We start from the raw sequence: 21,358 nt of genomic DNA on the forward strand, positions 1-21,358 counted from the left end.
TCCGGCCAAATCTGTTCGACAGGCCTGAAATGCGCTGCTAGAAGCCCGCGCCACAGACAGGATTCCAAAAATTGGCTGAAGACATCGAACAGGCGGTATCCCGCCGCCGCACCTTCGCGATCATCGCGCACCCGGACGCCGGCAAGACGACGCTGACCGAAAAGCTGCTGCTGTTCGGCGGCGCCATCCAGCTTGCCGGCGAGGTCAAGGCCAAGAAGGACAAGATCCAGACCCGGTCCGACTGGATGAAGATCGAGCGCGAGCGCGGCATTTCGGTCGTCACGTCGGTGATGACCTTCGAGTATGAGGACAATGTCTTCAACCTGCTCGACACGCCCGGCCACGAGGATTTCGCCGACGACACCTATCGCACGCTGTCGGCGGTCGACAGCGCCGTCATGGTCATCGACGCCGCCAAGGGTATCGAGCCGCGCACGCTGAAACTGTTCGAGGTCTGCCGGCTGCGCGACATCCCGATCATCACATTCGTCAACAAGATGGACCGCGAAAGCCGCGATCCGTTCGAGATCCTCGAGGAGATCGAGCAGAAGCTGGCGCTGGATACCGCACCCATCACCTGGCCGATCGGCCGCGGCAAGACGTTCTCTGGCACCTATCACCTGGCGCTGAACGCGGTCCGCAAGGGCGACGACGAGAAGGAGCGCACGCCGGTCAACGGTCCCGATTCCAATCGCGTCGCCGGCCTTTTGCCGGAAAACGAGCGCGAGGCCTTCATCGAGGAACTGGAGCTCGCGCGCGAAGCCTGCCGCCCGCTCGACATCGACGCCTTCCGCGAAGGCCACCTGACGCCGGTCTATTTCGGCTCGGCGCTGCGCAACTACGGCGTCCGCGACCTGATCGAGGCGCTCGGCGCCTATGGGCCGCCGCCGCGCGCGCAGGAGGCCGACACCCGCAAGGTCGAGGCGACCGAGGACAAGATGACCTCCTTCGTCTTCAAGATCCAGGCCAACATGGATCCCAACCATCGCGACCGCATCGCCTTCGTGCGCGTCTGCTCGGGCAAGCTCGAGCGCGGCATGAAGGCCAAGCTGGTGCGCACCGGCAAGCCGATGTCCCTGTCGGCGCCGCAATTCTTCTTTGCCCGCACCCGCGTCACCGCAGACGAGGCGTTTGCGGGCGACGTCGTCGGTATCCCCAACCACGGCACGTTGCGCATCGGCGACACGCTGACCGAGGGCGAGGAAATCCTGTTCCGCGGCGTGCCGAATTTCGCGCCGGAAATCCTGCGCCGTGTCCGTTTGGGCGATGCGATGAAGGCCAAGAAGCTCAAGGAAGCGCTGCACCAGATGGCCGAGGAAGGCGTCGTGCAGCTGTTCTCGCCCGAGGACGGCTCGCCGGCCATTGTCGGCGTCGTCGGCGCGCTGCAGCTCGATGTCTTGAAGGAGCGGCTGAATTTCGAATACACGCTGCCGGTCGAATTCGAGATGTCGCGCTTTTCGGTTTGCCGCTGGATCTCGGCCGACGACAAGGCCGAGGTGCTTCGCTTCATCGAGGCGCATCGCGGCGACATCGCCCGCGACCTCGACAACGATCCGGTGTTCCTCGCCCAGCACGCCTTCTCGCTGAACTATGAAGCCGAACGCTGGAAGGCGATCCGCTTCGCCACGATCAAGGACTATCAGGTGCGTGACAGGGCGGCTTGAGCCTAGTGGCCCTTCCCTTCTCCCCAACCTAGGGAGAAGGGAAGATCGCGCAGTTCTCAGCCTCCGGCCGCCTCTTCAATCTTGGCGATGTCGATCTTGCTCATCTGCATCATCGCTGACATCACCCGGCCGGCCTTGGCCCGGTCCGCATCCCCGAGCAGGCGCGGCAGTTGCTCCGGCACGACTTGCCAGGAGATGCCGAACTTGTCCTTCAGCCAGCTGCATTGCGACGGTTCGCCGCCACCTTCGATGAGCCTGTCCCAGAAATAATCCACCTCTTCCTGCGTCTTGCAGTCGATCGACAGCGACATCGCTTCGTTGAACCTGAATTGCGGTCCGCCGTTGAGCGCCTGAAACGCCACGCCGTCAAGTTCGAACGTGGTCACCAGCACTTTGCCTTCATCGGCGTGGCCTTCGGGCCAACGCATCACGCTCAGCACCTTCGAATTCTTGAAGATGGAGACATAGAAATTCATCGCCTCTTCGGCCTGGTCGTCGAACCACAGGCAGGTGGTTATCTTTTGCATGTCGTGCTCCTCCGTTTGCTCTTTGCCATCTGCCCAAGGACGGTCGTGAGGCATGCAATCCGACAGTGGCATGCAATTTTTTGCAGCGCCTCGTTTTCGCGGGACTCTGGCGCATTGCAAAATTGTGGCCAGAGAAGGCTTGGACGTCTATAACGCCTGCGGTCCGAATTCAGCGCCGTCACGCTCCCATCGAGCGCGGCCAGCTACCTAAGGAAAATTCATGCCCGCCTATCGCTCCCGCACCACCACCCATGGCCGCAACATGGCCGGCGCCCGTGGCCTCTGGCGCGCCACCGGCATGAAGGATTCCGATTTCGGCAAGCCGATCATCGCCGTGGTCAACTCCTTCACCCAGTTCGTGCCGGGCCATGTCCATCTCAAGGACCTCGGCCAGCTGGTCGCGCGCGAGATCGAAAAGGCCGGCGGCGTCGCCAAGGAATTCAACACCATCGCCGTCGATGACGGCATCGCCATGGGTCATGACGGCATGCTCTATTCGCTGCCGTCGCGCGAGCTGATCGCCGATTCCGTCGAATACATGGTCAACGCCCACTGCGCCGACGCCATGGTCTGCATCTCCAATTGCGACAAGATCACCCCCGGCATGCTGATGGCGTCGCTGCGCCTCAACATCCCGACCGTCTTCGTTTCCGGCGGCCCGATGGAAGCCGGCAAGGTGGTGCTGGCCGGCAAGACACAGGCGCTCGACTTGGTCGATGCCATGGTCGCGGCCGCCGATGACAAGATCTCCGACGAGGACGTCAAGGTCATCGAGCGCTCGGCCTGCCCGACCTGTGGTTCCTGCTCGGGCATGTTCACCGCCAATTCCATGAACTGCCTGACCGAGGCGCTTGGCCTGTCGCTGCCCGGCAATGGCTCGACGCTGGCGACGCATGCCGACCGCAAGCGGCTGTTCGTCGAGGCCGGCCACCTGATCGTCGATCTGGCCCAGCGCTATTACGAGCAGGATGACGAGACGGCGCTGCCGCGCAACATCGCCTCGAAGGGTGCCTTCGAGAACGCCATGACGCTCGACATCGCCATGGGCGGCTCGACCAACACCGTGCTGCACATCCTGGCCGCGGCGCATGAGGGCGAGGTCGACTTCGATCAGGATGATATCGATGCGTTGTCACGCAAGGTGCCGGTGCTGTGCAAGGTTGCACCCGCCAAGGCGGACGTGCACATGGAGGACGTCCACCGCGCCGGCGGCATCATGGCAATCCTCGGCCAGCTCGACAATGCCGGCTTGATCAACCGCGACCTGCCGACGGTGCATACGCGAACGCTGGGTGAGGCGCTCGACCATTGGGACATTGCCCGCACGACCAGCCAGAACGTCCGTGATTTCTTCCTCGCCGCTCCCGGCGGCGTGCCGACGCAGGTCGCCTTCAGCCAGGATCGCCGCTGGGATGAGCTCGACCTCGACCGCGAAAAGGGCGTCATCCGCTCGGCGAAAACACCTTTCTCGAAAGACGGCGGCCTCGCCGTGTTGAAAGGCAATCTGGCGCTCGACGGCTGCATCGTGAAGACCGCTGGCGTCGACGAATCGATCCTGAAGTTCACCGGCCCGGCCCGCGTGTTCGAAAGCCAGGACGCCAGCGTCAAGGCGATCCTGTCCAACGAGATCAAGGCCGGCGATGTCGTGGTCATCCGCTACGAGGGTCCGCGCGGCGGCCCTGGCATGCAGGAAATGCTCTATCCGACCAGCTATCTGAAGTCGAAAGGCCTCGGCAAGGCCTGCGCGCTGGTCACCGATGGCCGTTTCTCCGGCGGCACTTCGGGCCTGTCGATCGGCCACGCGTCGCCGGAAGCCGCCGAGGGCGGCACGATCGGGCTGGTGCAGGAGGGTGACACGATCGAGATCGATATCCCCAACCGCACCATCCGCCTTGCTGTGGATGATACCGAACTCGCTGCCCGCCGTGCGGCAATGGAGGCCAAGGGCGCGTTGGCCTGGAAGCCCGAGGAAAAACGCAAGCGCAAGGTGACGACGGCGTTGCGCGCCTATGCCGCGATGGCCACCAGCGCGGCCAAGGGCGCGGTCAGGTTCGTGCCGGAGTAGCGTCTTTTTCCTTCTCCCCTTGTGGGAGAAGGTGGATTAGCGCGCAGCGCCAAGACGGTTGAGGGGTGCTGGACGGAGTGGGGCTTTGCCAAGCTGGAACACCCCTCATCCGGCCGAGCTTCGCTCGGCCACCTTCTCCCACAGGGGGAGAAGGAAGAAGCCCTGCCCCTAAGGCATCAGCTGATACTCATAAAGCTTCTGGTAGAGCCCGCCCTGCTTGAGCAAGGTCCGGTGCGGGCCGCTCTCCACCACCTTGCCGGCTTCCAGCACCACGATCGTGTCGGCCTGATGCACGGTCGACAGGCGATGCGCGATGACGATTGTCGTGCGCCCCTCCGTCAGTTGCTGCAGCGCGTCGCGAAACAGCGCTTCGGATTCGGCGTCGAGCGCACTGGTCGCTTCGTCCAAAAGCAGGATCTCGGCATTGCGCAGCATGGCGCGCGCGATTGAAATGCGCTGGCGCTGGCCGCCGGACAGCAGGCCGCCATTCTCCCCGACATCCGTCTCGTAGCCCTTCGCCTGCGCCATGATGAAGTCATGCGCGTTGGCGGCCTTGGCGGCGGTGATCACTTCCGCGTCGGTCGCGTCCTGACGCCCAAGCCGGATGTTATGCATGATCGTGCCGGCGAACAGGAACGTGTCCTGGCTGACATAGGCGATCTTTTCCCGCAGCGACGCGAGCGTCGCGTGAGAGATGTCCTGGCCGTCGAACATCACCTTGCCGCTCTGCGGGTCGTACATGCGCATGATCAGGTTCAAGATCGTCGACTTGCCGCTGCCGGAAGGTCCGACCAGCGCCGTCATCTTGCCGGGCGCGAAGGTCAGGTCGAACCGCTCCAGCACCGGCGGGCCGTTCTGGTACGCGAAGCTGACAGTGTCGAACCTGATCTCGCCCGGCCCAGCCAGAAGCGGTCTTGCATCCGGCTTCTCGGCCAGCGTCAGCGGCTCGTCGGCGAGCTGGAACATCATGCGCACGCCGACAATACCGCTTTCCAGCGCTATGCGGACGCGTGCAAGGCGCTTTGCCGGTTCATAGGCAAGCAACAGCGCGGCGATGAAGGCCATGATGTTGCCAGGCAACTGGCCGCCCTGCAGGACCAGGAAGCCGCTGACCACGACGGCGCCGGCGATCGCCAACCCGGCCAGCGTCTCCATCACCGGGCTGGTCACCGCTTCCAGCGCAGCGATGTTGTTGGCCCGATCCTCGACGTCCGACACCGCCTTGTACATGCGCTTGCGCATCAAGCCTTCGAGGTTGAAGGATTTGACCACGCGCACGCCGATTGCGGTTTCCTGCATCACCTGCACGATCTGGCCGACCGAACGGAACTCCATTGCAGCGAACTTGCGGACACGCTTCAGGATGCGGTTGACGCTGTAGATGGCCACGGGTCCGACGACGAAGCAAATCAGCGATAGCGCCGGCTGCTGCACCACCATGACCAGCACGAGGACGATCAAGGTCACCAGATCCCGCACATAGGACGTGACCACGAGGTCGAGCACGTTGCGTGCCGCCTGGGCATTGTTGGTCATGCGGGTGATCAGGTCGGACGAGGAGGTGGAATGATAGAATTCGATGCCCTGCGCGAGGATCCGATCGTAGATCTTGCGCTGCCGCTCGGCGATGATGGCGTTGCCGACCCGGCTCATGAAATAGGCCTGGACGTAATTGGCGATGCCCTTGACGATGAAGATCGCGGCAACCGCCATCGCAATCATGTTGACGCGATCGATCCTTTTGTCGATCACGAATTCATTGGTGATTTCGCGCAGGATCCAGGCGCTGGCGCCCGTCATGCCGGCCACCACCAGCATCGACACTATGGCGGCGCCGTATCCGAACATATGCTGTCGGAAGGATTCCCTGACCAACCTCGCAACGAGGCGCTGGTTCTCCGTCGAGCGGAAGAAACGAAACAAACGGCTGATCCTTGAAACGGGACGACGAAGGCGGCTTATAGAGGGAGTTGCGGCGAGATGGAACCGTCGGCAGAGTCTGCAAAGAAACGGCTGCGGCAAGCTGTCTTTTGCGACACGATGGAACGGGTGATTCTTCAAGCGGGATGACGACAGATGGATTTCGACCTTATCGTTCGCGGCGGCACGTTGCCTGATGGCGCCATTGCCGACATCGGCATCAGCGGCGAGACGATCGTGGCGATCGAGCAGACATTGCAGGGATCCGCGCGGACCGAGGTCGACGCCCGTGGCAATCTGGTCTCGCCGCCCTTCGTCGATCCGCATTTCCACATGGACGCGACACTGTCCTACGGCATCCCGCGCATCAATGCGTCGGGCACGCTGCTCGAAGGCATTTCGCTTTGGGGCGAGTTGAAACCGCTCCTGACGCATGAGGCGGTGCGCGACCGCGCGCTTGCCTATTGCGACTGGGCGGTGTCGATGGGCCTGCTCGCCATCCGTACCCATGTCGATGTCTGCGACGACAGGCTGCTGGCGGTCGAGGCTCTGCTCGACGTAAAGAAAACGATCGCCCCTTACATCGATCTGCAATTGGTGGCCTTTCCACAGGACGGCTTCTATCGCTCGCCGACGGCGCGCGAAAACACCATCCGCGCGCTCGACCTGGGCGTCGACATCGTCGGCGGCATCCCGCATTTCGAGCGTACCATGGCCGACGGCACGCGCTCGGTGACAGAACTCTGCGAGATCGCGGCCAGTCGCGGCCTGATGGTCGACCTGCATTGCGACGAGACCGACGATCCGCTGTCGCGTCATATCGAGCAGTTGGCTTACGAGACGCAGCGTCTTGGCCTGCAGGGCAGGGTAGCCGGATCGCACCTCACCTCGATGCATTCGATGGACAACTACTATGTTTCGAAGCTGCTGCCGCTGATCGCCGAAGCCGGTGTTTCGGCGATTCCCAACCCGCTGATCAACATCATGCTGCAGGGCCGCCACGACACCTTCCCGAAGCGCCGCGGCCTGACCCGGGTCAAGGAGATGCTGGCGCTAGGCATCCGCGTCGGCTGGGGCCAGGATTGCGTGCTCGACCCCTGGTATTCGCTGGGCACGGCCGACATGCTCGATGTCGCCTTCATGGGGCTGCACGTTGCCCAGATGTCGAGCCCGGCCGACATGGCGCGCTGCTTCGACATGGTCACCAATGTCAACGCATCGATCATGGGGCTCGATCATCTGGGTCTCGCGGTCGGCAAGCGCGCAAGTCTGGTCGTTCTCGATGCCGGCAATCCCGTCGAAGCCTTGCGCCTGCGCGCCGAGCGCATTTGCGTCATCGCCAGGGGCAAGGTGGTGGCGGAGCGGACAAGGCAGGATACGCGGCTTTCGATCGATGGAAGGCCGGCGGCGGTGAACCGCAGGCACAAGGCCACGTAGGCCCAGCCGATTTCCGGTTCTGGTCTCGCCGGTTTCCCGAATTCTCCTCGTCAAAGCGGCTGCTTCCGTCTACGACGCGGCTACGCAAGGGAGGAATCGGGATCGGCATGACGCAGCCCGTGGCGCAGAATTCTACAATCAGGAACGTGTTGCTGGCCGGCATTCTGCTGATGCTGGCGGGCGACTTCCTGTTTGCGCTGAACGATGCGATGGGCAAATGGCTGGTCGCCAGCTTCTCCGTCGGCCAGGTGGTGCTGATCCGTTCGATCGGCGCCTTCTTCGTGCTTGGGCCGATGATCGCCCATCAGGGCACGGCCAAGCTGTTCCGCATGGAGAGGCTCGAACTGCAGATCTTGCGCGTCGTCATGACCACGCTGGACACAGCGCTCTTCTATGCCGCCGTCGTCTATCTGCCGCTCGCCGACGTGATGAGCTTCTACATGGCCGGGCCGATTTATGTCGCGGCACTCTCGCACCTCTTGCTCGGTGAAAAGGTCGGCTGGCGCCGCTGGATGGCGATCCTGCTCGGCTTTTGCGGTGTGCTGATCATCCTCAAGCCCTCCTCGGCGGCGTTCTCCCTGTCGTCCGCCTACGCGCTGACGGGCAGCATCGCCTTCGCTTTCGCCATCATCCTCAACCGGCGGCTGCGCGGCACCAGCGACACCAATCTGGTGACGTGGCAGACCATCGGCACGCTGGTCGTCGGGGGTGTTCTGACCGTCGGCGCCTGGCAGACACCGTCGGCGCTCGATTTCGGCGCCATGCTGCTTCTCGGCATCGTTTCTTGCGGGGCGCATCTGATGATCACCAGGGCGCTCAAGCTGGCGCCGGCCTCGACGCTGGCGCCGCTGCATTACACGCTGCTCTTGTGGGCGGTGGTGTTCGGGCTGGTGTTCTTCGGCGACGTTCCAGGCCCGCGCATCCTGATCGGCTCGGGCATCGTCGTGGTGGCGGGCCTGTTCATCTTCCATCGCCAGAAGGTGGTCGAGACCACGGTACCGCCCGAAAACGTGCCGAAGGGTGTCAATTGATGCATGTCGCCCAAAAGCGCGCCGCGGTTTTGGGATAACGACATGCACAAAGATTGACCTAAAGCGCGCCGCGCTTCAGGGTCCAGATTTCTGGTCCCTAGCCCCGGCGTATCGCGGCAAGGTGTCGTGAAAACTCCGGCGTCTCCATCAGTGCCTTGCAGCGGGCAAACCGCCCGTCGGCATAGGCACGGAAATCGTCGACCGGGTTGTTGTTGGCGAGCTGGATCAGTCCCCACAGCGTCCACAAGAGGTCGCACATCGCCTTGTAAATGACGATGCGGCCGCGCTCCGCTGGCCTCGCCTCGCCACGGAAATAGGCGCGCATCATCTCTTCGTCCTGTGCCGTGTCGAACTTTCCTTCCACGCTGAGGTCGCCAAGGTCCCACAGCGGGTCGTTCATGCCCGAATATTCCCAGTCGACGATCCACATCCTGTCCCCCGTATCGAGGAAGTTCTCGCACAGCGGGTCGCAATGGCAGGCGACCAGGGGCAGCAAATGGGCGGCGAGCGCCGACCGCACGCTCCCGGCCTCACGCACCACGTCATGATAACCGGCGGGCAGGGCGACATCCTTCGTCGCCAGCACCTTGAGATAGTCGTCGATCATCGCAAACAGCTCGAAGCGGAAGGGAAACACCGCCTCGGAAGCATGCAGCTTGCGGAAGGCCTCGCCGGCCCGCGCCGGACTGCCCGACCGAACCTTGAATTTCTCCGGCGACATGGTCTCGGCGCCAGCGATGAAGCGCGTCACCATCACGCCGGTGCCGGGATCGACATGCAGCACCTCGGGACTGACCCCCGCCTTTGCCGCTTCGCGCGCCGCCACCGCTTCGTTGGCGCGGTTGATGTACTCCTCGGTGCCCTTGCCGGGAATGCGCAGGCAGAACTCGCCAGCCCCGAAGACGAGGTTTGTGAGGCCGCCAAGCCGTTCCGCTCTGCCGGCGAAATCCTTGAACAGCGGGATCGCTGCCATGGCCTGGCGGGCGAGGGCTAGATCGTCACTCACGCTCGCAACCTTTCCATCTTTGGATCATAAAGCGTGCGCGGCCCTCGCGTCGCCCTGTAGGCCTTGCCGAAGGCCTCGATCTCGAACGCGGCCTCGCCCGCCAGCTCCACCGGAAGGTAGCCGAAGGCAATGGTCTTGCCGAGCGTATAGCCATAGCCAGTGGATGAGGTCGAACCGACGACCTTGCCGCCGAACAGGATCGCCTCGCCGCCGTGGAACGGCGCGAAGCCGTCGACGGTGAAGGAGCACAGCTTTCGCGTCACGCCTTCGGCCTTGATCCGCGACAGCGCCTCGCGACCGAGGAACTCACCCTTGTCCAACGCCACCGCAAAGCCGAGCCCGGCTTCATAGGGATTGTAGTCGGGGGTGATGTCGCCGGACCAGTAGAGATAGCCCTTCTCCATGCGGCAGGCGTCGATGGCGCGATAACCGGCATCGGCAATGCCATGCGGCTCGCCCGCCTCGCGCAGTGTTTCGTAGACATGCACGGCATAGTCCTCCGGCACGTAGAGCTCGTAGCCAAGTTCGCCGACATAGCCGACACGTACCGCGAGTGCGGTGGCGTTGCCGACCTCGATGGCGCGCGCAGCCAGAAAGGGCAGAGTGTCGTTGGAAACATCATCATCGCTGACCGACTGCAGGATGTCCCGGGCGCGGGGGCCGCACAAATTGATTGTGGCATACTGATTGGTCACGTCGCGCAGCGACACGCCGGCCGGCAGATGCCTCGATATCCAATGCCGGTCATGCACACCGAAGCCGGAGCCGGTGACCAGCAGGAAGCGATCCTCGCCGGTATGAACGATGGTCACGTCAGCTTCGATGCCGCCCTTCTCGTTGCAGAGTTGGGTGTAGACGGCCCTACCCGGCGCGCCGGAAAGGTCGTTGGCGGCGATGCGCTGCAGTGCTGCCTGTGCCCCACTGCCCGTAATCTCGAACTTGGAGAACGAGGTCTGGTCGATCAGGGCGGCGCGCTCGCGGATTGCGCGCACCTCGTCGCCGACAGCGTTGAACCAGCCGGGCTTGCCTTCGAAGCTGCCCAGCTCGACCGATTTACCGTCATCGACAGAGAACCAGTTCGGCCGCTCCCAGCCGAATTTGGAGCCGAAAACCGCGCCGTTGTCGCGCAGCGTGTCATGCAATGGCGAAAGGCGCAGACCGCGCGCGGCGTGGGATTCCTCCGCTGGCCAGTGGATCTTGTAGTAGGCGCCATAGGCCTCGATGGCGCGCGCTTCAAGATAGCGGCCGTGCGCCTGCACCGCGCCGAAGCGGCGCACGTCGAAGGGCCACAAATCCATGCCGGCATCGCCATGAAGGATCATGTTGGACAATGCCAGCCCGGCGCCGCCGGATGCCGCGATACCGGCGGTAAATCCGCAGGCGACGAAGAAATTGTCGAGTTCCGGCGCCAGCCCCATGATCGGCTCGCCGTCGAAGGACACCGGGATAGGCCCGTTGATGACAGTCTGGATACCGATCTCATTGAGCACTGGCAGCCGCTCCGCCGCGGGCAGCGCGAACAGTTCCAGTCGCTCCATGTTGGGCGGGAAGAGCTCACGGCCGAAATCGAGCGGCGGCATGCCGCGCCAGCAGCCTTTCGAGCCGTCCTCCCAGCCGCCGATGGCAAAACTGCCAGTGTCCGGCTTGAGGTAGAAATTGTGGTCGGGGTCGCGCAGCGTGGTCAGGTTCGGATCGAGCGTCAGCGTCTTTTCGGTGAGGAAATACTGGTGTTCGACGACACCTGCGGCCAGCGGCACACCGGCCATCTTGCCGACGCGCTTTGCCCACAGCCCGGCGCAGTTGACGAGAATGTCGCAGGAGATCGAGCCGCCATTGGTGACGACGCCGACCGCGCGCCGTCCCTCGATGACGATCTCCTCAACCGTCACGCCTTCCTCAATTCTGGCGCCATTCTGCCGCGCGCCCTTGGCATAGGCCATGGTCAATGAATAGGGATCGATATAGCCGTCACCGGGAATGTAGGCGGCGCCCTCGATGCCTTCCTTGACAATGTAGGGGAAGTGCTTGGCTGCCTCATCGGCCGACAGCGAGTGACATTCGACACCAAAGCTCTTGGCTTGCGTCATCGACCGGCGGATTTCGCTCCAGCGGGCGGAACTTCCGGCCAGCCGCAGCGAGCCGACTTTCTTCCATGATATCGCTTGCCCGGTCTCGGCTTCCAGCCGGTCGAAGACGGCGACCGAATTCTGCATCAGTCGCGTCAGGTTCCGTTTGCCCCGGAGCTGTCCGACCAGTCCGGCGGCATGCCATGTGCAACCATGGGTGAGCAGCGATTTCTCGACCAGCAACACGTCCTTGGCGCCGTCGCGGGCGAGATGATAGGCCACCGAGGTGCCGATGGCGCCGCCACCGATGATCAGGATATGGACGTGACGATCCGCATGGAAACTCATCGCTGCACCGTTACGCCTTGATCTTGCTCATCGACGGATCATACAGCGGCCCAAGATGGATTTGGGCCGGCGTTCGCTCCATCGCCACAACCAGTTCGTAGTCGCCCGAGGCGAGAAAATCGTCGCTGACCCCGTCGGCATTGCGCACATAGCCGTAGCCGATGTTCCTGCCCACCGTGTAGCCATAACCGCCGCTGGTGAGGTAGCCGACCGGTTCGCCATTGCGCAGGATCGTCTCGCGGCCGAGCAGCACGATCTCCGGATCGTCGACCGTGAAGCCGGCAAAGCGTTTCTTCAATGCCGTGCCGTTGGTCTTCTCGAGCGCGCGCCGTCCGACGAAATCCGTATTCTTGCGCAACTTGACCGCCCAGCCGAGCCCGGCTTCCTGCGGCGTGTCGTTGGGCGTGATGTCGGAGCCCCAGGCGCGATAACCCTTTTCCAATCGCAGCGATTCCAGCGCCCGGTAGCCGACGGGGCGGATGTCGTGCTTCTTCCCGGCCGCCATCAGCGCGTCGAAGACTTCGCCCGTGGCCGCGATCGGCACATGCAGCTCCCAGCCGAGCTCGCCGACATAGGTGACACGCAGCGCCCGCACGGTGTGGCCGGCGATGGCAATCTCGCGCACATGGCCGAACGGGAAGCCGGCGTTCGACACATCCGCATCGGTCACATCAGCCAGCACATCGCGCGCCCGAGGACCCATCAGCGACAGCGTGCCGAAATCCTCGGTGACATCGGCGAGCGTGGCGTCGAGCCCTTCGCCGATATGGTCGCTGATCCACGAGAAATCGTGCGTGCGGAAGCCGGTGCCGGTGACGATGTAGAATTTCTCCTCGGCCAGCCGCGCTACGGTCAGATCGGCCTCGATGCCGCCGCGCGTGTTGAGAAGCTGCGTGTAGGTCAGCCGGCCGACCGGCTTGCTGACGTCGTTGGCGCAGATCCAGTCCAGCGCCTTCAACGCGTCGGACCCGGTCAGCTCGTATTTGGCGAAGGACGACTGATCGAAGATGCCGACCTTCTCGCGCACATGGCGGTGCTCGTCGCCGACTGCCGCGAACCAGTTCTGCCGGCCCATCGAATAGACGTCCTGCGGCTCGATGCCCTCCGGTGCGAACCAGTTCGGCCGTTCCCAGCCGAGCTTCGAGCCGAACACCGCGCGCTGCTGTCTCAGCCGCTCGTAGAGCGGCGAGACGATACGGGGTCGTCCGCTGGCGTACTCCTCGTGCGGGAAGCCGATCGTATAATGCTTGCCATAGGCCTCCAGCGTGCGGTCGCAGACCCATTGCCGGTCGCGGTGCAGGTTGGAAAAACGCCGGATGTCGACGACCCACAGGTCGAGTGGCGCCTCGCCATCGACCACCCACTGCGCCAGCACCCAGCCGGCGCCGCCGCCCGAGGCGATGCCGAAGGCGTTGAAGCCGGCGCCGACGAACATGTTGGCGCATTCGGGGGCCGTGCCGAGGATGAAATTGCCGTCCGGCGTAAAGCTCTCCGGCCCATTGATCATCTGCTTGACGCCGACGGTTTCGAGCGCCGGCACGCGCGCGATCGCTTGCGTCATATGCTGCTCGAAATGGTCGTAGTCGTCGTCGAACAGCCGGAATTCCCAATCATTGGGCACGTCGCCCATCGTCCAGGCCTGGGGGTTCGGCTCGTAGCCGCCCATCACCAGCCCGCCGACCTCCTCCTTGAAGTAGGTGCGCCGGTCCGGGTCGCGGATGGTCGGCGCGTCGGTCGCCAGCCCGTCGATCTTCTCGGTGATTATATACTGGTGTTTCACCGGCTGCAGCGGCACGTTGATGCCGGCAAGCGCGCCCACCTGCCGCGCCCATTGCCCGGCACAGTTGACCACCTTTTCGCAGGCGATGTCACCCTTGCTGGTCTTGACCGCGGTGATGCGGCCGTCCTTCATCTCGAAGCCGGTGACGCGGACATCCTCGAACAGTTTCGCGCCATGCATGCGCGCCCCCTTGGCCAGCGATTGCGTGATGTCGGAGGGGCTTGCTTGCCCGTCGGTCGGCAGCCAGGAGGCGCCGACAAGATCGCCGGTCTCGAGCAGCGGCCACATTGCCTTGACCTCCGCCGGCGACAGCAATTGCATGTCCATGCCGAAGCTTTTCGCCGTCGTCGCCAGCCGCTTGTACTCCGTCCAGCGGTCGGCGTTGGTGGCCAGCCGCAGGCAACCGGTCATCTTCCAGCCGGTGGCCAGACCGGTTTCGGCCTCCAGTCCCTTGTAGAGATCGACGGAATATTTAAGCACGCGGGTGATCGAGGCTGATGAGCGCAATTGCCCGACGAGGCCCGCGGCGTGCCAGGTCGAGCCCGAGGTCAGCTTGCCCTGCTCCAGCAGCACGACATCGGCCTTGTGATCGCGCGCCAGATGATAGGCCGTCGAACAGCCGATGATGCCGCCGCCGATGACGACGACGCCAGCATGGGTTGGCAATGTCATGGTTTTTGTATCCCGTATTTTGTTCTGTAGTTTTCCAGCGCGGCTTCGAGCCGCGTCAGGTTTTCCTCGGTATAGGCGACGTAGTCGATGCCGGGCGCGTCGAGATAGAGCTCGGACACCATGCTCCACATCGCCTCGCGCAGCAGCGAGGCGCACTGCATCGCCGCGTGCGAGCGGCGGATCGCCTCATCCGGTTCCTTCATGAAATAGGCGGTCAGAAAGGCGAAGGATTCGTCGTCGCTCATGCCGGCGTTCGAGGCGACGCCGGCGAGGTCGAACATCGCGGTGTTGAAGCCGGCATATTCGAAGTCGATCAGCCACAGCCTGTTGCCGTCGTCGAGAATATTGGCCGGCAACAGATCATTGTGGCCGAAGACGATCGGCAGCAATTTCTGCGCGCGCTCCAGCTCGTCAGCCAGCGTCAGCAGGCGCGGCAACTCGCCGCGCTTGCGGCTGCCGCCCTCTTCCAGAGTGCGTGCATAGTCGCGAATGACATGGAATACCCAGAACATGAAGCCGGCGCCGGAAACATGGTTGGGCATCTCCCGGTGGAAGCCACGCATCAGGGCCGCGACACGGCCCAAGTTGGCGCGCACATCTTCTGCCTGATAGGTCTTCGCGCCAAGGAACTCCGTCACCATGATGCCCGGTTCGGCGTGGCGGACAGCTGGCGCGAAACCGGCGGCATGAGCCGCCCGCGCGGTCATCACCTCGCGCTCGCGAAAGACATGGTGGAACGGATAGTCCTTGCCGAAGCGCACGACATGCTTTCCGGCCGCGTCCTTGACCAGATAGTTTGCATTGCTCAACCCGCCAGGCAGCGGTGCGATCTCGATGTCGCCGCTCCAGCAGGGCAGGGCGCGGATGCGGTCTTCGGCGGTCATGGGTTGGCCCTTGGTCCGACACGGCATCGACAGGGCGGCGCCGCGGTGCTGGCGTGCCGTTTCGACGGATGCTCATTTTGGCAAAGATCTCGTCGGCGCGGCATTCGGGATCGGTATCCTGCGCCGCACCGACGAGTCCCATGTGCCGGGCTCTTCGAGGCCGGCATCCGCCCCCGCGGATTCGATAGTTTCTTTCGCCCTCGCGCCAGACAGTTTTCAGACCTTTGGGCATGCAAGTTTGGATAAGGCTCTGCCATGGTTCTCCCGTGGCAGTCCGAGCCTGTCACCAGACAAGTGTCACGCCGCGCAATACCGGATGTCAATCGGATTCTGTGGCTTTTTCTGCTTTTATGACCGATCTGTTTCGAGATTTCTTGTAATGTCCGGCAAATTGGCCTTAGAAGCGGGCAATTGTGCAACGATGCGACCGGAAACGACCTATGGCTCACTCGAAACGGCACGGCGAGATCCTGCGGCTCCTGCAGGAAGAGGGAACCGTCACCATCGCCAGTCTGGCCGACCGGTTGGGCGTGTCGCTCGAGACTGTGCGCCGCGACGTCAAGCCGCTCACCAGCGACGGCTCCGTCCTCAAGATGCATGGCGCCATCGGCCTGCCGTCGATGATCGGCGAAGCGCCGTTCGAGCGGCGCATGCGCGAAAATGCCGACGCCAAGCGCATCATTGCCCGCATGGTCGCCGCCACCATCCGCGACGGTGAATCGATCATGCTCGACACCGGCACGACGACCTCGTTCCTTGCCCGTGAATTGCTCGCCCACCGGCGCCTGACGGTCGTTACCAACTCGTCGGACATCGCCCGCACGCTGGCCACCATCAATGGCAATAAAGTCTATATGGCCGGCGGCGAATTGCGCAGCGATTCCGGCGCCGCCTTCGGGGTCTCGGCCATCGAGTTCGTCAGCCGCTTCTCGGTCAGCCACGCCATCATCTCCACCGGCGCCGTCGATGCGGTGATGGGCGTCATGGACTATGATCTGGAAGAGGCTGAGTTCGCCCGCATGGTGCTGTCGCGCGGCCAGCGTTCGCTCGTCATCACCGACCACAGCAAGTTCGGCCGCCTTGGTCTGGTTCAGGTCTGCGGCTTCGACAGCTTTTCCGAGCTCGCCACCGATCGGTCGCCGCCGCGCGACATTGCCGCCGCCCTCGCGCAGGCCGGCGCGCGGCTCAGCATTGCCGGCGGTGCCGGGTTCTAGCCAAAGACGAGAGGTGTCTACGCGGCTGCATCAGCTCGCTCGTCGCGCCTATGCGGGCAAAGCGCGAAAAGTCATCCTGAAGCAGGCGCCGTTCGGCTTGCCGTTGAGGATCTCGATTCGCCCGCCGTGCAACTGCATGATTTCCTGCACCAGGTTGAGGCCGAGCCCGGCGCCGTGATCCTGCGGGCGTAGCCGGTAAAAGGGCTCGAAGACGCGCTCCCGCTCGCTCTGTGGCACGCCGCCACCTTCATCCCGCACCTCGATGACGGCGGGGGTGGTGACGCTGACGGTGATCTTGCCGGCACGGCCGCCATGCTCGATGGCATTCTGGACGAGATTGGTCACGGCGCGTTCGATCGCGGTGCGGTCGCCGGCGGCGAAGACTGTTTCTCTTTCCGGTTCGAACGACATCTCGTATCCGGCCGAAAACGCCATCGGCGCGAGGTCGACAATGACGCCGCGCGCGATCACCACCAGGTTGACCTTGTCGAAGGGCGCGGCCTGCCGGTCGAGGCGCTGAAGGTCGAGCAATTGGTCGGTCAGCGTCGAAAGCCGCGCCGCATCCTGCAGCAACCGTGCCCGTTCCGGAGTCGCCGGCAGCGAGGCGAGGCGGGTGTTGAGGATGGCGACCGGTGTCCGCAGTTCATGGGCTGCGTCGGTCAGGAAACGCTTGTGGCGCTCATAGCCCTTGTCGAGGCGCGCAAGTGCTGCATTCACCGCCTTGACCAGCGGCGTCACCTCCCTCGGCACGTCCTTCAGCGGCAGTTGCACGCCACGCTGGTCGATGTCGATGCGTTCGGCCTCGGCCGCCGCATGGCCAAGCCCCGAAAGCGCGCCGCGCACCACCCAGGGCGTCGCGAACAGCGTGGCCAGCGCCATCAGCCCGGCAAGCGGCAATATCCCTTGCAGGAAAAACTGTGGCGCCTGCCCGAGCAGGCGCAGGAGCGAAAGCCCGCCCTTGGTGCCAGTGAAGATCTGGACATTGCCGGCGGCAGTGTCGGTCCAGCGGATCTTTGCCTCCGGCGGCGCGGCTTGCCCGATTGCATGGTCGATACGGGCGTCGCTGATGGTGTCCAGCAGGCCGGCGAAAGGCTGGAAGATGGCCGGCACTGTTCCTTCCTGCAACTGCTGCCCTTGCTTGTCACGAATGATGAACCAGAGGTCAGGGACACCAGACCGCAGTTTTGCCAGATCCGGTGTTTCGTTGAGGGCAAGCTTGCCGTCTGCATCGCGCGCCACCGCATCCGCCAGCACGTCCATTGTGCCGTCTTCATAGTCGTGTGGAATGAGGCCGGTGGCCAGCATGGCGCCGAGGATGCCGACGATGATTAGCGTCAGCATCGCGCATTGCAGCAACGCGATGCGCAGCACCAGCCTCCATTTCAGCGAACGCGGGCGGCTGATGCTCATCGCTTGACGCTCATGCCGTCTCACGCAAGAGATAGCCGACGCCGCGAATGCCGTTGATCGTCACGCCGCTGTTCGCGTCGGCGAGCTTGCGGCGCAGGCGCGAGACATGGGTGTCGAGCGCGTTGGACTGGATCTCGTCGTCGAGGCCGAACACCGCCTCCATCAGCGCCTCGCGCTGCACCATGCGGCCGGTCCGCCGCATCAGCGCCTCCAGCACCAGCAGTTCGCGCCGCGGCAGGCTGAGCGGCTCGCCGCGGATCGCAGCCTCGCGATGTCCGACATCCAGAACCAGATGGCCGGCTCGGATGAATTGCGACTGCATCGGCACTGGGCGCCGCAGCAGCGCGCGCAACCGGGCCAGCAGTTCCTGGAAGGCGAACGGCTTTGCCAGATAGTCGTCCGCGCCCATGTCCAGCCCATCGACCTTGTCCGATGTGTCGCCCCTCGCCGTCAGGACCAGCACGGGCGTGGTGTTCTTTGCCGAGCGCAACATCGGCACCAGCGACAGCCCGTCGCCATCCGGCAACTGGCGGTCGAGCAGGATGGCGTCGTAACCGTCGACGGCAATGAAGCCCTCCGCCTCCAGCAATGTGCCGGCGTGATCGACCACCATGTCGTGGCGCTTCAGCGCGGCACGCAGCGCCGAGACCATCTCGGGCTCGTCTTCGACCAGCAAGATACGCATCCATTATCCTCAGGTAACGACATGGCTTCGGGCGCTACCGCGCCAACATTGCGCGAGCATGGCAAAGCCGAACGGCCCGAGGTCGACAAGCGCTTTCTTTGCGTCCGCGATATTGCGCAATGTCCATGCAATCCAGTCGCGGCAAACAGCGCCGGTCGGCACGAACCGCCCATGCCGGCATCAAAGGCGTCGGGCTCGAATATGCAACAGGTTCGGGTCCGACGTTGAAGCGAAATCAAGTGGCCGCGCCAAACTGTCTGGCGTGCCGCTGTTCGGGATTGAGGTTGTTATGCCTGTAAATGATGCTCTGTCTTTTCTCGTGGCGTGGACCGTGGCGCCGTTCAGGATCGGCTCCGTCACGCCGTCCAGCGCCAGTCTGGCGGCCTTGATGACGCGCGACGTCGGTCCCGGGACAGGTCCCGTGCTGGAGCTTGGCCCGGGAACCGGCCCGTTCACACGGGCGCTGCTGGCGCGCGGGGTGCGGGAGGAGGATCTGACGCTGATCGAATCCGATCCGGATTTCGCCGCGCTGCTCAAGCGGCGTTTTCCCGCCGCCCGGATCTTCGAAATGGATGCAGTCGGTTTGCGTCATCTGTCGCTGTTCCAGGGGCCGGTTGTCGGTGCCGCCGTCAGCGGGCTGCCCTTCCGCCTGATCTCGCCGCGCAAGACGCTCGCCATTCTCGAAGGCGTTTTCGTAAATCTGCGCCCGGGTGGCGCGCTCTATCAGTTCACGCTTGGCCGCCGCTGCCCGTTCGACCAATCGCTGCTCGATCGGCTCGATCTCGAGGTCACGCGGATCGGCCATACCTTTCGCAATTTTCCGCCGGCAACGGTCTATCGCATCGCCAGGATCAAGACGGTAAACTCCTATGATTGGCGCTTCGCATGACCGGGCCGCTGTCGGCCATTCTCGGCTTCGGTCTGTTCGGCGTCTTCTGCCTCGCCTTCACCGAAAAGATCCTGCCGGTGCCGCCGTCGCACGTGCTGTTGCTGTTCCTTGGCATGACGGCAGCCCCCGATGCCGCGACGCTGGCGATCCTGCTGCTGGTGACGACGCTCGCCTCCTCCACCGGCTGTCTTGTCTGGTACGCGGTGGGCCGCCGGATAGGGTTTGACCGGGCCGACAGGCTGGTCGAACGTTTCGGCGGATACGTCTTCCTGCGCCATGCGACCTACCGCAAGCTCGGCCACGCCTATCGCCTTAATCACGTCCGGGTCTCGTTGCTGGCGCAGTTCATACCGACAGTGCGCAATTACCTGCCGATCGCGGCCGGCGCGCTCTGTCTCCCCGCTCTGCCCTTCGCGGCCGCGACGCTGCTCGGCGCCACGCTGTGGAATGCTGGTTTTCTCACCACTGGCTACCTGTTGCGTGGCAGCGGCCGGGATTCGCTCACGGTGGGCTTGCGCATCATTGTCATTGTCGTGGCTCTGGAGACGGCATTCATGCTTGCATGCCGTCGGCGCATCAGGCTGGCGCTCGGCTGAACGCCAGCTCTCCAGCCATGGGATAAGCTCTGCGTCGGCTTTCCTTCCCTTCCGCGCCGGTGTTTAGTCGGGCCATGGCTTTCACCATCCGCCAGCTGCAGTTCTTCATCGCCGTCGCCGAGCAGGGCACGGTGTCGGGTGCCGCGCAGAACCTCTCCATCTCGCAATCGTCGGTCACCGAAGCGATCAAGGAGCTGGAAAGCGATCTCGGCGTCGAACTGTTCGAACGCCATCCGCGCGGCCTCAACATCACCCATAAGGGGCACCAGTTCCTGCGCCATGCGACGAAGATCCTGGCCGACGTGTCCGACGCGCGCCGCTCTTTTTCTAGTGAACAGGCCGCTTCCGGCGGCCGGCTGCAACTTGGCGTCACCTCGCTGGTCGCCGGTTATGTGCTGTCGGATTTGCTTGCCCGCTACCGCCGCGCCTATCCGGGCGTCGAGGTCTCGGCCATCGAGGACAATGGCGACTACCTCGAACATCTGTTGATCGGCGGCAAGCTCGACATAGCCGTCATGGTCACCTCGAACCTGCGCGACCGCACCGCGCTGCAGTCGGAAATCCTCGAGGTCTCGGCCTACCGGCTGTGGCTGCCGCTCGGCCACCCGCTGGCCGGCGCCGACATTATCGGCATTGGCGACATCGCCTCCGAGCCGCTGATCATGCTGACCGTCGACGAGATCGAGGAGAACACCGGCAAGCTGCTGACGGCGATCGGCGCCAAGCCGCATGTCGCCTTCCGCACGCGTTCCGTGGAAGCCGTGCGCAGCCTGGTTGCCACCGGCGCCGGGGTGGCGCTGCTGCCCGATCTTGTCTACCGGCCATGGTCACTGGAAGGCGACCGCATTGAATCGCGCGACATTTCCGGCTCCTTGCCAGTGGTCCAGGTCGGCATGGTCTGGCGGCGCGGCTCCGGCCTGCCGCAGGCGGCGCGCGATTTCATCGGCCTTGCCCAGTCGCAGCGTATGGTCCGCCAGCGGCCCGACAAGATTGGTCGCTGATATATCGGAAAAACCGATATCGCCTTTCTGATAAATGAATTTGCGAAACCGGAGTTTTCAAAGCACTTTTCGGTTCAGGGACCAAAGCCGCCACCAGAGCGACATGCGTCCGAAGGAAGAACTGACACTTTTTCAGTCCGCGCGTGCCCCCTAGCGAAGACCG

Annotated in this window: 16 protein-coding genes; 8 read left to right on the forward strand and 8 right to left on the reverse strand. The window is 63.8% G+C overall.

Translation table 11 applies throughout. The features are described from left to right. The first annotated feature begins 71 nt into the window (after positions 1 to 71). On the forward strand, positions 72 to 1,664 hold the full coding sequence (locus BLS48_RS26525; RefSeq protein WP_091584349.1) for a peptide chain release factor 3: 1,593 nt from the start codon (positions 72 to 74) through the stop codon (positions 1,662 to 1,664). Between the two features lie 56 nt (positions 1,665 to 1,720). Here the strand turns inward: BLS48_RS26525 and BLS48_RS26530 are convergent, their stop codons facing one another. Beyond that, positions 1,721 to 2,191 (reverse strand): VOC family protein, encoded by a 471-nt coding sequence (locus BLS48_RS26530; RefSeq protein WP_091584579.1) that lies wholly within the window; start codon positions 2,189 to 2,191, stop codon positions 1,721 to 1,723. 220 nt (positions 2,192 to 2,411) lie between these two features. Between BLS48_RS26530 and ilvD the strand changes: the two genes are divergently transcribed. Next, positions 2,412 to 4,256, forward strand: a complete 1,845-nt coding sequence (gene ilvD, locus BLS48_RS26535) for a dihydroxy-acid dehydratase (protein ID WP_091584351.1) — start codon at positions 2,412 to 2,414, stop codon at positions 4,254 to 4,256. Positions 4,257 to 4,424: 168 nt separating this feature from the next. Here the strand turns inward: ilvD and BLS48_RS26540 are convergent, their stop codons facing one another. After that, on the reverse strand, positions 4,425 to 6,179 hold the full coding sequence (locus BLS48_RS26540) for an ABC transporter ATP-binding protein (RefSeq protein ID WP_091584353.1): 1,755 nt from the start codon (positions 6,177 to 6,179) through the stop codon (positions 4,425 to 4,427). 153 nt (positions 6,180 to 6,332) lie between these two features. Here BLS48_RS26540 and BLS48_RS26545 point away from each other — a divergent pair, with 153 nt between their 5' ends. After that, the gene (locus BLS48_RS26545) at positions 6,333 to 7,613 is read left to right on the forward strand and encodes an amidohydrolase family protein (protein WP_091584355.1); all 1,281 of its coding nucleotides are present in this window, start codon (positions 6,333 to 6,335) and stop codon (positions 7,611 to 7,613) included. A 107-nt stretch (positions 7,614 to 7,720) separates the two neighbouring features. Next, positions 7,721 to 8,644 carry a DMT family transporter gene (locus BLS48_RS26550; protein ID WP_091584357.1) on the forward strand — a complete coding sequence of 308 codons (924 nt, stop codon included), beginning with the start codon at positions 7,721 to 7,723 and terminating at the stop codon, positions 8,642 to 8,644. Between the two features lie 97 nt (positions 8,645 to 8,741). Here BLS48_RS26550 and BLS48_RS26555 read toward each other — a convergent pair whose 3' ends face one another. The 4 genes from BLS48_RS26555 to BLS48_RS26570 are packed head-to-tail and all read right to left on the reverse strand — an operon-like array spanning position 8,742 to position 15,400. Further along, positions 8,742 to 9,617: a phosphotransferase family protein gene (locus tag BLS48_RS26555; RefSeq protein WP_091584359.1), complete on the reverse strand. Its 876-nt coding sequence runs from the start codon at positions 9,615 to 9,617 to the stop codon at positions 8,742 to 8,744. A gap of 29 nt (positions 9,618 to 9,646) precedes the next feature. Then, positions 9,647 to 12,064 (reverse strand): GcvT family protein, encoded by a 2,418-nt coding sequence (locus BLS48_RS26560; RefSeq protein ID WP_091584361.1) that lies wholly within the window; start codon positions 12,062 to 12,064, stop codon positions 9,647 to 9,649. Between the two features lie 10 nt (positions 12,065 to 12,074). Beyond that, the gene (locus BLS48_RS26565; RefSeq protein ID WP_091584363.1) at positions 12,075 to 14,516 is read right to left on the reverse strand and encodes a GcvT family protein; all 2,442 of its coding nucleotides are present in this window, start codon (positions 14,514 to 14,516) and stop codon (positions 12,075 to 12,077) included. After that, positions 14,513 to 15,400 carry a phosphotransferase family protein gene (locus BLS48_RS26570; RefSeq protein WP_091584365.1) on the reverse strand — a complete coding sequence of 296 codons (888 nt, stop codon included), beginning with the start codon at positions 15,398 to 15,400 and terminating at the stop codon, positions 14,513 to 14,515. The genes BLS48_RS26565 and BLS48_RS26570 overlap by 4 nt, the downstream gene beginning before the upstream one ends. A 440-nt stretch (positions 15,401 to 15,840) precedes the next feature. Here BLS48_RS26570 and BLS48_RS26575 point away from each other — a divergent pair, with 440 nt between their 5' ends. Then, a complete protein-coding gene (locus BLS48_RS26575; protein ID WP_091584367.1) occupies positions 15,841 to 16,614 on the forward strand; it encodes a DeoR/GlpR family DNA-binding transcription regulator in 774 nt (257 codons plus the stop codon). A gap of 48 nt (positions 16,615 to 16,662) precedes the next feature. Here the strand turns inward: BLS48_RS26575 and BLS48_RS26580 are convergent, their stop codons facing one another. Both BLS48_RS26580 and BLS48_RS26585 read right to left on the reverse strand, forming a co-directional pair. Then, on the reverse strand, positions 16,663 to 18,024 hold the full coding sequence (locus tag BLS48_RS26580) for a sensor histidine kinase (RefSeq protein ID WP_091584369.1): 1,362 nt from the start codon (positions 18,022 to 18,024) through the stop codon (positions 16,663 to 16,665). Positions 18,025 to 18,034: 10 nt separating this feature from the next. Further along, positions 18,035 to 18,709 (reverse strand): response regulator transcription factor, encoded by a 675-nt coding sequence (locus tag BLS48_RS26585; protein WP_091584371.1) that lies wholly within the window; start codon positions 18,707 to 18,709, stop codon positions 18,035 to 18,037. A gap of 289 nt (positions 18,710 to 18,998) precedes the next feature. Here BLS48_RS26585 and BLS48_RS26590 point away from each other — a divergent pair, with 289 nt between their 5' ends. The 3 genes from BLS48_RS26590 (at position 18,999) to BLS48_RS26600 (ending at position 21,195) form a co-directional block, all read left to right on the forward strand. After that, entirely contained in the window at positions 18,999 to 19,598 is a 600-nt protein-coding gene (locus BLS48_RS26590; protein ID WP_091584581.1) for a class I SAM-dependent methyltransferase, read from the forward strand. Continuing rightward, positions 19,595 to 20,194: a DedA family protein gene (locus BLS48_RS26595; protein WP_091584374.1), complete on the forward strand. Its 600-nt coding sequence runs from the start codon at positions 19,595 to 19,597 to the stop codon at positions 20,192 to 20,194. The genes BLS48_RS26590 and BLS48_RS26595 overlap by 4 nt, the downstream gene beginning before the upstream one ends. A 74-nt stretch (positions 20,195 to 20,268) precedes the next feature. After that, positions 20,269 to 21,195, forward strand: coding sequence for a LysR family transcriptional regulator (locus BLS48_RS26600; protein WP_091584377.1), 927 nt, complete (start codon positions 20,269 to 20,271; stop codon positions 21,193 to 21,195). Positions 21,196 to 21,358: the final 163 nt, after the last annotated feature.

Source organism: Mesorhizobium qingshengii, assembly GCF_900103325.1.
In the GTDB taxonomy this organism is placed as follows: Bacteria; Pseudomonadota; Alphaproteobacteria; order Rhizobiales; family Rhizobiaceae; genus Mesorhizobium; species Mesorhizobium qingshengii.

Excerpts from the sequence above, each read along its gene's own strand:
- BLS48_RS26530 (WP_091584579.1), bottom strand. The coding sequence starts at position 2,191 with ATGCAAAAGATAACCACCTGCCTGTGGTTCGACGACCAGGCCGAAGAG.
- ilvD (WP_091584351.1), top strand. The coding sequence starts at position 2,412 with ATGCCCGCCTATCGCTCCCGCACCACCACCCATGGCCGCAACATGGCC.
- BLS48_RS26545 (WP_091584355.1), top strand. The coding sequence starts at position 6,333 with ATGGATTTCGACCTTATCGTTCGCGGCGGCACGTTGCCTGATGGCGCC.
- BLS48_RS26550 (WP_091584357.1), top strand. The coding sequence starts at position 7,721 with ATGACGCAGCCCGTGGCGCAGAATTCTACAATCAGGAACGTGTTGCTG.
- BLS48_RS26555 (WP_091584359.1), bottom strand. The coding sequence starts at position 9,617 with ATGGCAGCGATCCCGCTGTTCAAGGATTTCGCCGGCAGAGCGGAACGG.
- BLS48_RS26560 (WP_091584361.1), bottom strand. The coding sequence starts at position 12,064 with ATGAGTTTCCATGCGGATCGTCACGTCCATATCCTGATCATCGGTGGC.
- BLS48_RS26565 (WP_091584363.1), bottom strand. The coding sequence starts at position 14,516 with ATGACATTGCCAACCCATGCTGGCGTCGTCGTCATCGGCGGCGGCATC.
- BLS48_RS26570 (WP_091584365.1), bottom strand. The coding sequence starts at position 15,400 with ATGACCGCCGAAGACCGCATCCGCGCCCTGCCCTGCTGGAGCGGCGAC.
- BLS48_RS26575 (WP_091584367.1), top strand. The coding sequence starts at position 15,841 with ATGGCTCACTCGAAACGGCACGGCGAGATCCTGCGGCTCCTGCAGGAA.
- BLS48_RS26580 (WP_091584369.1), bottom strand. The coding sequence starts at position 18,024 with ATGAGCATCAGCCGCCCGCGTTCGCTGAAATGGAGGCTGGTGCTGCGC.
- BLS48_RS26585 (WP_091584371.1), bottom strand. The coding sequence starts at position 18,709 with ATGCGTATCTTGCTGGTCGAAGACGAGCCCGAGATGGTCTCGGCGCTG.
- BLS48_RS26590 (WP_091584581.1), top strand. The coding sequence starts at position 18,999 with ATGCCTGTAAATGATGCTCTGTCTTTTCTCGTGGCGTGGACCGTGGCG.
- BLS48_RS26595 (WP_091584374.1), top strand. The coding sequence starts at position 19,595 with ATGACCGGGCCGCTGTCGGCCATTCTCGGCTTCGGTCTGTTCGGCGTC.
- BLS48_RS26600 (WP_091584377.1), top strand. The coding sequence starts at position 20,269 with ATGGCTTTCACCATCCGCCAGCTGCAGTTCTTCATCGCCGTCGCCGAG.